The 12,803-nt window shown below is 67.4% G+C and carries 12 protein-coding genes; 4 read left to right on the top strand and 8 right to left on the bottom strand.

Annotation, left to right across the window (positions count from 1 at the left end):
- Position 1: 1 nt before the first annotated feature.
- The 4 genes from L1892_RS10115 to rplJ form a co-directional block, all read right to left on the bottom strand.
- Positions 2 to 808 (bottom strand): MlaE family ABC transporter permease, encoded by an 807-nt coding sequence (locus tag L1892_RS10115; protein ID WP_235723464.1) that lies wholly within the window; start codon positions 806 to 808, stop codon positions 2 to 4.
- A 2-nt stretch (positions 809 to 810) separates the two neighbouring features.
- Entirely contained in the window at positions 811 to 2,016 is a 1,206-nt protein-coding gene (locus tag L1892_RS10110) for an ABC transporter ATP-binding protein (RefSeq protein ID WP_235723463.1), read from the bottom strand.
- 365 nt (positions 2,017 to 2,381) lie between these two features.
- A complete protein-coding gene (rplL, locus tag L1892_RS10105) occupies positions 2,382 to 2,774 on the bottom strand; it encodes a 50S ribosomal protein L7/L12 (protein ID WP_235723462.1) in 393 nt (130 codons plus the stop codon).
- Between the two features lie 85 nt (positions 2,775 to 2,859).
- Complete coding sequence (gene rplJ / locus L1892_RS10100) at positions 2,860 to 3,390, bottom strand: 50S ribosomal protein L10 (protein ID WP_235723461.1); 531 nt, start codon at positions 3,388 to 3,390, stop codon at positions 2,860 to 2,862.
- Between the two features lie 295 nt (positions 3,391 to 3,685).
- On the opposite strand from rplJ, the gene L1892_RS10095 reads away from it, so the two are divergent.
- Both L1892_RS10095 and L1892_RS10090 read left to right on the top strand, forming a co-directional pair.
- Complete coding sequence (locus tag L1892_RS10095) at positions 3,686 to 4,876, top strand: glycoside hydrolase family 76 protein (protein WP_372474993.1); 1,191 nt, start codon at positions 3,686 to 3,688, stop codon at positions 4,874 to 4,876.
- A gap of 173 nt (positions 4,877 to 5,049) precedes the next feature.
- Positions 5,050 to 7,068 carry a CocE/NonD family hydrolase gene (locus tag L1892_RS10090; protein ID WP_235723460.1) on the top strand — a complete coding sequence of 673 codons (2,019 nt, stop codon included), beginning with the start codon at positions 5,050 to 5,052 and terminating at the stop codon, positions 7,066 to 7,068.
- A gap of 36 nt (positions 7,069 to 7,104) precedes the next feature.
- Here L1892_RS10090 and L1892_RS10085 read toward each other — a convergent pair whose 3' ends face one another.
- Both L1892_RS10085 and L1892_RS10080 read right to left on the bottom strand, forming a co-directional pair.
- The gene (locus tag L1892_RS10085; protein ID WP_235723459.1) at positions 7,105 to 8,739 is read right to left on the bottom strand and encodes an ABC transporter permease; all 1,635 of its coding nucleotides are present in this window, start codon (positions 8,737 to 8,739) and stop codon (positions 7,105 to 7,107) included.
- Entirely contained in the window at positions 8,736 to 9,671 is a 936-nt protein-coding gene (locus L1892_RS10080; protein ID WP_235723458.1) for an ABC transporter ATP-binding protein, read from the bottom strand. Before L1892_RS10080 ends, L1892_RS10085 begins: the two co-directional genes overlap by 4 nt.
- Positions 9,672 to 9,743: 72 nt before the next feature.
- Here L1892_RS10080 and L1892_RS10075 point away from each other — a divergent pair, with 72 nt between their 5' ends.
- A complete protein-coding gene (locus L1892_RS10075; RefSeq protein WP_235723457.1) occupies positions 9,744 to 10,367 on the top strand; it encodes a TetR/AcrR family transcriptional regulator in 624 nt (207 codons plus the stop codon).
- On the opposite strand, the gene L1892_RS10070 is transcribed toward L1892_RS10075, so the two are convergent.
- The gene (locus L1892_RS10070; protein WP_235723589.1) at positions 10,331 to 10,771 is read right to left on the bottom strand and encodes a TIGR04338 family metallohydrolase; all 441 of its coding nucleotides are present in this window, start codon (positions 10,769 to 10,771) and stop codon (positions 10,331 to 10,333) included. The genes L1892_RS10075 and L1892_RS10070 overlap by 37 nt on opposite strands.
- Before the next feature lie 179 nt (positions 10,772 to 10,950).
- On the opposite strand from L1892_RS10070, the gene L1892_RS10065 reads away from it, so the two are divergent.
- Positions 10,951 to 11,901, top strand: coding sequence for a YhjD/YihY/BrkB family envelope integrity protein (locus L1892_RS10065; RefSeq protein ID WP_235723456.1), 951 nt, complete (start codon positions 10,951 to 10,953; stop codon positions 11,899 to 11,901).
- Positions 11,902 to 11,906: 5 nt separating this feature from the next.
- On the opposite strand, the gene L1892_RS10060 is transcribed toward L1892_RS10065, so the two are convergent.
- The gene (locus L1892_RS10060) at positions 11,907 to 12,734 is read right to left on the bottom strand and encodes a DUF2786 domain-containing protein (protein ID WP_235723455.1); all 828 of its coding nucleotides are present in this window, start codon (positions 12,732 to 12,734) and stop codon (positions 11,907 to 11,909) included.
- Positions 12,735 to 12,803: the final 69 nt, after the last annotated feature.

The raw sequence follows: 12,803 nt of genomic DNA, 5'->3' as shown, positions 1-12,803 counted from the left end.
CCTAGCCTCCCTTCGGCGGAACGATCTGCAGGTAGACCGCAGTGATGATCAGGTTGGCGAGGAACAGCAGCAGGAACGTGATGACCACACTCTGGTTCACCGCGTCACCGACTCCCTTCGGTCCCCCCTTGGGGTTGAGGCCCTTGTAGGCGGCCACGACGCCGGCGAGCACACCGAAGATCGCGGCCTTGAGGGTGGAGATGTAGAGGTCGGGCAACTGCGCGAGCGCTCCGAAAGACGCCAGGTAGGCGCCGGGCGTACCACCTTGCACGACGACGTTGAAGAAGTAGCCACCACCGATGCCGACCACGGCGACCAGTCCGTTAAGCAGCATCGCCACCAACACCATCGCGAGCACCCGCGGCACCACGAGACGCTGGATCGGGTTGATGCCCAGCACTTCCATCGCGTCGATCTCCTCGCGGATGGTGCGCGAGCCGAGGTCGGCGGCCACCGCCGAACCGGCGGCACCAGCGATCAGCAGCGAGGTCACCAGCGGTGATCCCTGCTGGATCACCACCAGCACGCTGGCCGCACCGGTGTACGACTCGGCACCGAGCTGCTTGATCAACGAGCCGGTCTGCAGCGAGACGATCGCGCCGAACGGAATGGCGATCAGCGCGGTCGGCAAGATCGTGACACTCGCGATGAACCAGGCCTGCTGGATGAACTCCCGCCACTGGAACGGGCGCACGAAGGACTGACGCGCGACATCGACGAAGAGCTGCACGATGTTGCCGGTCTGGGCGAGCGCGCCCGTTCCGGCCTGAGCTATCCGATCAACGCCACGCGTGGTGGCACTGGCCATTCTTATTGACTCCGACCGTCGTTGGGCTGCTGGTGGCGGCCGGTCTCGATGGGCTGGGTCACCGTGGAGTCCGCGGCCGGCGGAGTCGCCCAGCTCTGGGTCGGTGCGTCACTGCCCGGGTAGTCGTCACCACCTGCAGAGGTCCACTCCCCCGACCCCTGTCCCGCACCGACGGCAACGGTCTGCTGCTCGTCGGCGTGCGTGGCCATCTCCTCGCGCATGCGGTCTTCTTCTTCCATGCTGCGGCGGATGGCCTCCTGCGCGTTCGGTGGCAGGGTGTGCAGCAGCTCGTGTACCCGCTCGCGGTGGCGTGCGATCGCCTTGCGCTCGGGCATCCCGGGATTGGGCTGCACCTGCGGGATGATCTCGGAGAAGTCGTCCTTGGTGCCGCCACCACCGATGCCGGCGGCCTGCATCGCCTCTTCCTGCTTCTGCACGGCCTCGTCCTTCTCCTCGGACATGCCGATCGGGCCGAAGCGGTCGCCGGAGAGGAACTGCTTGACCACCGGCTGCTCGGAAGTCAGCAACTGCTCGCGCGGACCGAACATCACCAGCTCTTTGCGGAAGAGCATGCCGATGTTGTCCGGGATGGTGCGGGCGATGTTGATGTTGTGCGTCACGATCAGGATCGTCGCGTCGATCTGCGCGTTGATGTCGATCAGCAGCTGGGAGATGTAGGCGGTACGCACGGGATCCAGGCCCGAGTCGGGCTCGTCGCACAAGATGATCTGCGGATCGAGCACCAGAGCGCGGGCCAGACCGGCGCGCTTGCGCATACCACCGGAGATCTCGCCGGGCAGTTTGTCCTCGGCACCGGCCAGACCAACCAGGTCGATCTTCTCCATCACGATGTCGCGGACTTCGTCTTCCTTCTTCTTGGTGTGCTCACGCAAGGGGAAGGCGATGTTGTCGTAGAGGCTCATCGAACCGAACAGCGCGCCGTCCTGGAAGAGGACGCCGAACAGTTTGCGGATCTCGTAGAGTTCCTTGGCCGAGCACTGGGTGATGTCGGTACCGTCGATGACCACCGACCCCTGCTCGGGGTGGAGTAGACCGATCAGCGTCTTCAGGAACACCGACTTGCCGGTACCCGACGGGCCCAGCAATGCCGACACCTCCCCCTTGGGCAGCGTCAGCGTGACATCACGCCAGATGTTCTGCGATCCGAACGATTTGGTGAGCCCCTCGACACTGACCTCTACACCCACGGCATCCTCCCAGACATTCGCTGCCCCCTCGCTGCGATCGGTGTGACCACACACGTACCGGCGACATTTGTGGTTGGGGTCACTGTAGCGGACGCTGTTGCAGCTCACACCCACGTGCGACACCAACTGGGACGTCCGACCGAAATCCCCCGAAGACGATCGAAGCCCCTTACCCGCCGGTAACTTGGCTCGATCGATGAGCGTAGTCGATACCACCCCGATCGCGAAAGTGCGCCCCCAGTCACACCCGGACACGACAGCGGCCCGTGGGACAAAATGTCCCACGGGCCGCTGTATCCTCTCGATCTGTAGTACCAACCGGCGATTTTTGCGCGGTTGGTACTACGAGATCGGGCAGGGAGGTCTTACTTGACCGAAACCGAAGCGCCGGCCTCTTCGAGCTTGGCCTTGGCAGCGTCGGCGGCTTCCTTGTCGACCTTCTCCAGGAGAGCCTTCGGAGCGCCCTCGACGAGGTCCTTGGCTTCCTTCAGGCCCAGGCCGGAAACGATCTCACGGACCACCTTGATGACCTGGATCTTCTTGTCGCCCGCGCCCTCGAGCACAACGTCGAACTCGTCCTGCTCGGCGGCAGCCTCAGCGGCACCACCGGCAGCCGGGGCACCGGCAGCGGCGACGGCGACCGGAGCCGCAGCGGTGACCTCGAAGACCTCTTCGAACTTCTTCACGAAATCGCTGAGCTCCAGCAGGGTCAGTTCCTTGAACTGATCGATGAGCTCGTCAGCGGTGAGCTTCGCCATGGTGGCGTCCTTCCTGTCAGTCCCCGTACGGGGGTTGGTTCATCCCCGTACGGATCGGGGATTGCTTGTGTGCACCGGGGCCGAACTATTCGGTCTCGCCGGCTTCGTTCTTCTTCTCCTGCAGGGCAGCGGCAAGACGCGCCACCTGCGAGGCCGGCTGGTTGAACAGTCCGGCGGCCTTTGCCAAGTTGCCCTTCATGGCACCGGCGAGCTTGGCCAACAGCACCTCTCGGGTCTCCAGGTCGGCGATCTGTTCGATCTCGCCGATGGACAGCGCACGGCCGTCCATGTACCCGCCCTTGACCACGAGTGCTTTGTTGTCCTTGGCGAAGTTCTTGATCGCCTTTGCGGCCGTCACCGGCTCGCCTTCGATGAAGGCGATGGCGGTCGGACCGCTGAACAGCTCGTCGAGTCCCTCCACGCCCGCTTCGGCAGCGGCACGCTTCACGAGGGTGTTCTTGGCGACGGAGTAGGTTGCGCCCTCACCGAGCGAACGTCGCAGTTCGGTGATCTGACTGACGGACAGACCACGGTATTCCGTGACCACCGCTGCCGATGAGCCCTTGAACTGCTCGGCGATCTCCGCAACAGCGGCGACCTTTTCGGACTTGGCCATACTTCGCCTCCTCTCTCATCACTAGAGTTGGGTTCAGACCCAACCGGAGCCGAAGAGGCGGGAAAGATTGTCGTGCAGATACGACAAACGCCCCGGCACGCAGAGGTCCGGGGCGTGAATCGGCGCACGTTGGCACCGTCATTCCTCGTTCTCCCTGCGTGGGCCGCCGACCCTGTCGCCACCACGGTGACGTGAGCCGGACCTTCGATCGGGAGTACCCGATGACCGACGGTCTCTGGTTGAACCGATACGGCACACGGTTGTGTGCCACACCAAGCGAGTAGGTTACCCGACTGTGGTCGATGCATCCAAATCCAACGGCGCAGGCAGGCCCCACGAGCCGACCGAGGCCACCGCGAATGGCCGGGCGGGCACCGCCGCCGAGGCAATCGGAGCCCGCCACCTGAAACGATTCGCGTGTCTTCCCGGCACCCGGCTGGCTGCGATCGCCTGGCCGTCGTCGATGTTCCCAGGTGCGCTGGGGCGATGGCATTACTGGTGGCAGGCGCACCTCGTCGACCTGCTCGTCGATGCGGCCATCCACCGCCCCACGGCCCTCGCCGACGACGCGCAACGCCTGCTGCGCGGCATCGTCGCGCGAAACTTCGGTCGATGGACCAACAACTACTTCGACGACATGGCCTGGCTCGGCCTCGCACTCGAGCGCGCGGATCGTCATCTGGGAGTGTCTCGCGACGCGGCCCTCGGCACCCTGACGTCGCGCGTGTACGACGCGTGGGTGCCACACCTCGGTGGCGGCATCCCGTGGCGCACGATGGACCTGTTCTTCAATGCCCCGGCCAACGGGCCGGCCGCCATCCTGCTGGCCCGTACGGGACATGTCGACCGGGCCGTCGAGATGGCCGACTGGATGGATGTCAACCTCGTCGACGACACCACCGGGCTGATCCTCGACGGCGTTCACCCCGCACTGGCCGACAGCCCCCGCCGTCTGGTGCCCGACGTCTACACCTATTGCCAGGGCGTGGTGCTGGGTAGCGAACTGGAGCTGCTGCGCCGCACCGGCGACGCGGTGCATCGCGAGCGGCTCGACCGTCTGCTGCATGCCGTCGAGACCCACGTGTGCGACGACGGAGTCATCCCCGGCGCCGGCGGCGGGGACGGCGGACTGTTCGCCGGCATCCTCGCCCGCAATCTCGCGTTGATCGCCACCGATCTGCCGGATTCCGCCGACGGCGGCGCAATCCGCTCACGGGCCGCGGCGATCGTGACCACCAGCGCCGCGGCCGCCTGGACGCACCGCCACGACACCGATCAGGGTCCGGTATTCGGCCCCGACTGGCGTCATCAGGCCCACCCGCCACGCGATGAGGGACGAAAATCGCAGTTCAGCGCCGGATCGGTACGGTCGTCGCAGATTCCGGAACGTGACCTGTCGGTGCAGCTGTCGGGCTGGATGGTCCTCGAGGCGGCGGCAGCGGTGACACTCAACGCATCCGAGCATGATGAAACCGACGCACCCTAGTTAGCGATCCGATATCAGCGCTGAGCTATTCTCGTCCGGCGAGGTGACGAACGCCACACCAGTGGTGTGGGTCTCACCTCGTCGGTCGGCACACAGCAGGTGTCGACGACGAGCAGGCGATGATGCCCGCGGGACATCGGTGGTGCATCACGCCAGAGGCAGGGTGATGCACCATGACGTACCGGTTGGACCAGCCAGAACAGACCGTACAACCGGCGCGGCGCCGGACCGGGCGGCTCGGGGCACCGCATTTCGGTTCCCTTCCGCTCGGCGATCCCACGGGTGGCGCCGACGCCATCCGGTGGCGTGAGCAGGTCGACGGCAAGTCTCTCTATCCGCGGGTGTCCATCCAGCGCGACATCGTGCTCACCATGTCCGACGGGGTCCGGCTGCGGGCAACCGTCGTGCGTCCGGCCAACCGCTTCGGTCAGACCGTGCTGACCCCGTATCCGGCCGTCATCAACATCAACCCCTACAACCGGCTGGCCGTCGACGCCCTCGACCACACGCTGCACGCCCCGCTACTCGGCAAGGCGCTACGCACCGCGTCGGCCTCCATCGATGCCGGTGGCACCGGCCTCGAAGGGCTCACCACCCTCACAAAGACGCTGTCCGGCGGCGTCTTCGACGTCTTCGGCATCAACCGCAACCTGGTGCGTAGCGGCTACGTCCAGGTCATCGTCGACGTCCGTGGCACCGGCGCCAGCCAGGGCAAGTGGCAGATCCTGGGTGAGCGCGAACAACAGGATTCGGTGGAGATCATCGACTGGACATCTGAGCAGGACTGGTGCGACGGCACCGTCGGCCTCGCCGGATGGTCGTACTCGGCGATCAACTCGTTGCAGGCCGCCGACAAACGCCCCGCCGCGTTGAAGGCCGTCTTCGCCGTGGAGGGCTGCGACGACATCGTCCGCGACATCTACATCACCGGCGGCATGCCGTCGGCGTTCATCCCGACCTGGTTGTCGGCGGTGAACCTGCTCAAATGGGTGCCCAATCCATCGAGTCCCATCCACGACCTCCTGCGCGGCGACACCGCGCGATGGGCGCGCGACCGCATCAAGTCACCGGCCACCGAGATCGGATCGCTGCTGTGGGGATTCCTCACCGCCCGCGACGACCGCATCTTCGACGATCCCTACTTCGACGAACGCGATCCGCAGGTCGACCGCATCGAGGTACCCACCTTCACCGTCGGCGCCTGGCACGACCTGTTCGGACGCAGCGCAACCGGGATCTATGAACGGCTACAGATGGAGCCGGGCCGCAAGCAGATGCTGGTCGGCGACGGCTACCACCTCGACGTCGGATCGGGCTATGGCGGCAAGAGCTCGCCACCACGGCTCGACGTCCTCGAACGCGCCTGGTTCGACCGGTGGCTGAAGGGACACCGCAACGGGGTCGAGTACTACGGCCCGGTGACCATGCTGCAGCAGGGCGGTTCGTGGACCTCCGGGCACAGTTTCCCGCGGGCCGGGGTGCGCACGCAGCGTCTCTACCTGCACAACAGTCCGTCGGGCTCGGCCGAGCATGCAGTGCACGACGGCACGCTGAGCCACGAACCCGTCGACCATCTCACGTCGCTGCACGTGCGCGCCGACATCCGTGGCGCGATGTCGCGGGACATGACCCAGGTGACCGCGGGCGCGGCGATGGCGTTGGGACCGACGTTCACCGTCGATGCCCGGTATCAGGAACGCGGCGGGCTCTCGTTCAGCACCGAGCCGGTCGCCGAACCCACCACTATCAGCGGACCGATGAACCTGCGGCTCAACGTGGCCACCACCGCCCACGAGGCGATCTGGGCGGTGACGGTGAACGACGTCGCCCCCGACGGGACATCGACGGTGCTGACCAACGGCGCGTTGTCGGCGTCGAATCGGGCGCTCGACGAATCGAAGTCGACCTACGCCGCCGACGGTAGCCTGCTGTCGGCGCATCACTACCTGTCGTACAAGCGCAAGCTGCCGGTTCCTGCCGACGAACCGGTGCGCATCGATGTCGACCTGGTGCCGACCGACGCCATCCTCGACACCGGCCACCGGCTGCGGGTCGATGTGTACGCGGCCAGCTTCCCCCGGTATCTCACCGTGGTGCCCGACCTGATCAAGGCCCGTGGCCGCCGCCAGCGCCTCGTCCTCGATCCGCGCCACCCGAGCTACCTGACGTTCTGCGCGGGCGGGCAGTTGTAACAACCCGGGTTCACCGACGTCCCGGCGGGCGGCGTGTCACGGATGTGGCACGTCGCGCCGTCGGAAACCGATCACCCCAGCGGCCAGCAGAGCCACGGTGAGCACCGTGAGCACCACGACGGCGGTACCCGACGCATCGGCGGCCGGTACCGCCCCCACCGCGTAGAGCGGCGAGATCCGCAGGAGCCACTCCGGCCAGTCGAGACTGCCGCCGAGAAACCCGATGAAGGTGGCGTACCCGAGCAGCCCCCACACGGCCGGTTGCGCCCGTGGCAGCCAGCCGAACAGTGCCACCGACACCGCGGCGAAGACGGCCACCGCCGGCAGATAGGCGAGCCCGGCCAGCAGGTTGTTGCCGATCTCGCCCGCATCGTCGACCTGCACCGCGACCGCCGCACCGAGCCCCACGCTCGGCACCAGCAGCACCAGCACCAGCCCGACCAGGATCACCGCCAGCTGTGTGCCGATCCACTGCACCCGCGACACCGCCTGGGCCAGCACGACTTCCAACAGCCCGGTGCGCTCGTCGCCGCGCAGGCGACCGATCGCGGTGATCACGTATCCGGCGGCCATCAGCGCGAGGATGAGCATCGTCAACGAGAGGTAGGTGTCGATGCCGTGCGAGTCGTCGTCGGCACCGAAGGCCTGTGCGATCTGCGGATTGCCGGCCACCGCGTCGGCGACTTGCTGGGCCAGACTGCCGAAGATCACCGCCACGGCCAGACCCCCGATGGTCCAGCCGATGATCGCTCCGCGGTGCTCTCCGATCGCCCGCAACGGGATCGACCGCTTGTGCTCGGTGGCTCGCACCGGACCGGGACGCGCGGCCACCAGACCGGAACCGAGGTCCCGGGTGGCCGAACTCCGCACGCCGAACGCGATCAGCACTGCGGCGACCGCCGCGGCCAGCAGCAACGGCCACCATCGCATGTCGTCGGCGAAGGGCCGGGTCTCCTGCTGCCAGGCCAGCGGCGACAACCACTTCCACGCGTTGTCGCCGACGTCGCCGATGGCACGGGCCGCATATGCCAGTCCCAACAGGATCAGACTGACGGTGTAGACACGACGCGCGCGGCGTAACCATTGCGCCGCACACAGTGCGAGCCCGGTCCAGACTGCGCCGAGCCCGAACAGTGACAGCACGTAGAGCAGCCCGCGTTCGGCGGGCACCCCTTCGGCGAGCAGGGTGACGAACATACCGGCCGCCACCAACCCGAAAGCGACGATCGACCCGATGACGGCCGCCACATGCGGTGCCCACGAGGCGACCGATCGGGACCGCATCAGTTCGAGCAGGCCGGACTCCTCCGGGGCGCGGGTGAACCGCACCACGAGGTGCGTCGCCATCAACGGGAAGGCGATCGCGGCGATGAACGCGAACTCGTTGGCGGCCACACCGCCTAGCGTGTCGGCGCCGTACGGGGTCCCGTTGATGGCTGCGATGGCGGCATCATCACCGACCGCGGCACCGTAGGTGGCCAGCAGTTCGGGGGTGCCGTAGAGCCCGTCGATCGCGACGATCGTGGCAGCATATCCCGCGATCAGGCCGGCGACCCACGCGAGATACACCTTCCATCCGGTGCGCGCCTGCAGCCGCAGCATCGCCCCGACGCCGCCGCCCGGGACTCGTGGGGTGGGGGCGTGCGGGCGCGTGTCGAGTGTGGCGGTCATGACGGTGCGTCTGCGGTGTCGCCGGTGGCGCTGTAAGAGCTCAGGAACAGTTCGTCGAGGCTGGGTGGGCGCACCGTGATCGAGGTGACGCCCGCAGCCAGCACCGCATCGAGCGCGGACTCCAGCGAGGCGCTGCCGACGTCGAAGCGAACGTCGATGCCGGCGTCCGCTTGATGACCGCCGGACTCGGTGACCTGCAAGTGCACCACGTCGTCGAGGGTGCCCAGGCCGTCGGGGCGACGCCGCGTCCGCGCCTGCACGTGCGTGCGCGATCCGCGCCGCAGTTCGTCGAGACCCCCCGAGCGCACCGTCTTTCCGTCGCGGATGATGGTGACCTCGTCGCTCAGGGCCTCCACCTCGGCGAGGATGTGGCTCGACAGCAGCACCGTTGCGCCCGCGGTGACCCGCTCACGAACGGCCTCCTGGAACACCTCTTCCATCAGCGGATCCAGACCCGAGGTCGGTTCATCGAAGATGAGGAACTCCGCATCCGACGCGAGCGCGGCGATGAGCGCGACCTTCTGCCGGTTGCCCTTGGAGTATTCGTCGACCTTCTTGCTCTGGTCGAGAGAGAAGCGCTCGACGAAGTCCGCTCGACGGCGTTCGTCCAGACCCGCGCCGCCGGCGGCCAGGATGTCGATGCATTCGCCACCGGTCAGATCCGGCCACAGCGCGACGTCACCGGGGACATAGGCCATCCGGCGGTGCAGCCGCACCGCATCCGACCACGGGTCGGCACCGAACAGCCGCACCCGGCCCGTGTCGGCGCGGATCAGCCCGAGCACGGTCCGGATGGTGGTCGACTTGCCGGCCCCGTTGGGACCGAGAAAGCCGTGCACACGGCCCGGCTGCACGGCCAGATCCAGGCCATCGAGCGCACGCGCGCGCCCGAACGACTTGGTCAACCCCTCGACATCGACGACCAGATCCATCTCCGACCTCCAATTGGCAGTGCCCGCCACTTGGCAGTGACTGTACGGTAGGTGGCAGACAGAAGGAACCCGATGGACCGATCCCCTCAGCACGATCTGCGCTCCCGCAACCGCGTCCGCGCCATGGCGCACATCCAGCGAGTCGCGCTGGACCTGTTCGACGAACGTGGCTACGGCTCGGTCACGATGACCGAGATCGCGCAGGCGGCCGAGGTCGGCGAACGGTCGGTCTACCGGTACTTCGGTAGCAAACAGGGCGTGGTGCTCTACGACGAGATGGATGAGGTGGCGATCGCCGCCTTCGGCGAGCTCGTGCGGTCCCGGCCGGTGCTCGACGCGATCCGGTTGGCGCTGCGCGAGGCCGACGTCGCGGTCGACGACGCGGCGATGCACCTGGCGGTCCGCAAGCTACGCATCATCGACTCCGACCGCGAGCTACGCGCCGCGCTGGCCGAGCTGGTCGCCTCGATCGGCACCGCCCTAGGGGATGCGATCGCGGCCGCCGGCACCGCACCGCTGACCGCCCGCATCCAGGGGCGTTGCGTGGCCGACGCGCTCACCGTCGGCATCGAGCAGTGGTTCCGCGAGGGTGCCGACGGCTCGCTGTGGACCCAGCTCGAGCGCGCCGTCGACGTGCTCGACGCCGGCTTCGGCGAGCGTCACAGCACGTCGCTGTCGGAGAGCACAACGCGATAGACGAGCCCGGCCTCGGGCCCCAGCACGAGTCCGACGAGATCGGTCAGCGTGATCGCGAAACTCCGGCCGTGTGCCGGGGTGGCCGGGTCGTCGAGGTGATGGGCGATCTCGTGCAGGACGACGAGTTCGCGCAACGCCCAGCGTCCCCCGGTCGCCGACGGGATCGCGATCTGGGGCACCTGCCCCGACATCGACTCGTAGTGCGCGGAGCGGTGCCCGCGCCGTTCGCGGACCGTGACCGGTTGGCTCGCCCGATCGAACCGCTCCCGCACCCCGGGCAGGTCGAGGACCCGGATCACGTGGTCGCGCACCGACTCCACCGAGGCGAATCGGGCCTCGGCCGGCAGGGTGAGTTCAGTGCCCGCCAGCTGCACGGTGCGGTTCGATCCCGCCCGGTCGAACATGCCGAGCACGAGCCGCTCCGCGGCGTAGAAACGCGCCCGACCGACGTCGCGGGGGGTGTGCCCCGACTGGCCGGTCACCGCGTCTCCGGTCGGCCCACCGGTCGCCAGCGGCCCCGACGAACTACCATCTGACCGGCGGACCCGATGTCACCCGGCCGCGCGGAACGGAGGTGTGGGCGGTGAGCTCTCCATCGCTGGGCACCCGGGTCCGGGCGCGCACGGCCACCGTCACCGAACGCGCACTCGCCGTCCCCGGCGCAGGCCTGGTGCTGCGGGTTCTGCGCGACCTCGCAGTCAACGACATCACCGACCGCGCGATGACGCTGGCCGCGCAGGCCTTCACCGCGGTGTTGCCGATGGTGATCCTGCTGGCGGCCTTCCCTGACAACGATCTCGTCACCGACGCCCTCGGCGACCTGGGCATCAACACCGATCAGGTCGATGTCGCCGATACGACGGCACCCGACTCGGTGACCGCCTTCGGTTTGCTGGGTGCGTTGATGGTGATCGGTGGCGCGACATCGCTGTCGCGGGCCATGGGCCGGATGTACACGTCGATCTGGCAGGTCACCAAACTGCCGTTGTCCGGCTGGTGGCGCTGGGTGGTAGTGATCCTCCTGCTTCCCGTCGGGGTTGTCGCCCAGGGCTTTTCGGCGAACCTGCACGGCATCAACTTCACCGGGATCACGTTCGGGGCCTACGGTGTCGTCGGCGTGATCCTCGAGGTGGCCGCCACGTTCGTGATCTGGTCGCTCATGTTCACCTTGCTGCCCCGGCTGTTGGTGTCCGGTCAGGTGCCCATGCGTCTGCTCGCCCTCAACGGAGTGGTGACCGGCGCATTCATCACCGTCTTCCTGGTGGGCACCCGCATCGCGCTGCCGACCATCATGAGCGAGACCACCCAGCATTTCGGCACCCTCGGACTGGTGTTCGCCGCGATCAGCTGGCTGTTCTTCTTCGCCGGCATCGTGGTGGTCTGCACCATCGTGACGCACTCGCTGACCTGCGACCAGGGCCCCGTCGGCGCGTGGATTCGTCGCCACTTCGGCGCGCCCCGACCGTACCCACCGCGCCCGGAGGCCCTCGACGACCTGATCGAGGCACAGCCCGGCCCGGCGTCGGACGACTGAGCCACTCACTCCAACGCGCCCCGCGTTCCACCGAATTCGCGGTCGGCGCCGATCCTGGCCCGCCGACCCGCCCGATCTCCCGCTCGACGCGCGGCCTCCGAATAGCCCGCCGAGGCGCTCGACGGTTGCCACGTGCCGCGCGCCTTGGACTCGCTGCGATAGAAATCGGAGACCTCGATCTCCTTGTCCCGCAAAGCCACCGCGGTCGACGACGGCCGGGTCGCCTCGTCGGGATCGGCACTCAGCGCGTCGGCGCGCGCCTGCTCCCGGGCCTCGTTGAGCCGCTCGCCGATCCGTTCGGCGAAAGCGGACTGGAAGTTCAGACGCGCGGTGATCGGTGACAGTGGCTTGGTTTCGATCACCTTGCGACTACGCCACCCGCTGCCCCGGGTGACCACCCGGGAGAACTCCTCCCCCTTGTAAGCACCCGACCGAAGATAGGCGTCGCTGGCCGCCACCATCTGCACCACCAGGGAGGTGTAGAGGGTTTCACAGGTGTCGATGTCGTCAGCGAAACCATAGGCGAGCACGAACGTCGAATTGCCGGCGACGTCGACAGTGACGTCGTTGGCCCGCGCGATGGCCACGAACAGCTGGACATAGGTCCGCAGCCCACGCTTGCCCTTCTCCCCGATCGCGATCTGTCTGGAGACCGGAACGGTGGACTTCCGCCCCGCCGGATCGTGCGACCGGGCCACGGCGAGATCGATCGACGCCGCGGTCGCCAACCGTTGCGCCGCCTGCATGAAGGTCTCGGCCTCATGCGGGTTGTCGGTGCCCTCGGCCTGCCGGAGCAGGGCCGCGATCTTGGTGAGCAGCTTGTCGTCGCGCATATATATGAGACTATCCAGCGCCTCATTCGGTTCCACTTTTTTGTTCGTCCCCCCGAAATCCGCAGTTCC

Origin of the sequence: Gordonia tangerina (assembly GCF_021556435.1) — a bacterium.
Classification (GTDB): Bacteria; Actinomycetota; Actinomycetes; order Mycobacteriales; family Mycobacteriaceae; genus Gordonia; species Gordonia tangerina.
This window is presented reverse-complemented; position numbering and strand designations above follow the sequence as displayed.

Coding starts and splice junctions, on each gene's coding strand:
- L1892_RS10115 (WP_235723464.1), bottom strand. CDS start 808: ATGGCCAGTGCCACCACGCGTGGCGTTGATCGGATAGCTCAGGCCGGA.
- rplL (WP_235723462.1), bottom strand. CDS start 2,774: ATGGCGAAGCTCACCGCTGACGAGCTCATCGATCAGTTCAAGGAACTG.
- rplJ (WP_235723461.1), bottom strand. CDS start 3,390: ATGGCCAAGTCCGAAAAGGTCGCCGCTGTTGCGGAGATCGCCGAGCAG.
- L1892_RS10090 (WP_235723460.1), top strand. CDS start 5,050: ATGACGTACCGGTTGGACCAGCCAGAACAGACCGTACAACCGGCGCGG.
- L1892_RS10085 (WP_235723459.1), bottom strand. CDS start 8,739: ATGACCGCCACACTCGACACGCGCCCGCACGCCCCCACCCCACGAGTC.
- L1892_RS10080 (WP_235723458.1), bottom strand. CDS start 9,671: ATGGATCTGGTCGTCGATGTCGAGGGGTTGACCAAGTCGTTCGGGCGC.
- L1892_RS10075 (WP_235723457.1), top strand. CDS start 9,744: ATGGACCGATCCCCTCAGCACGATCTGCGCTCCCGCAACCGCGTCCGC.
- L1892_RS10070 (WP_235723589.1), bottom strand. CDS start 10,771: ATGTTCGACCGGGCGGGATCGAACCGCACCGTGCAGCTGGCGGGCACT.
- L1892_RS10060 (WP_235723455.1), bottom strand. CDS start 12,734: ATGCGCGACGACAAGCTGCTCACCAAGATCGCGGCCCTGCTCCGGCAG.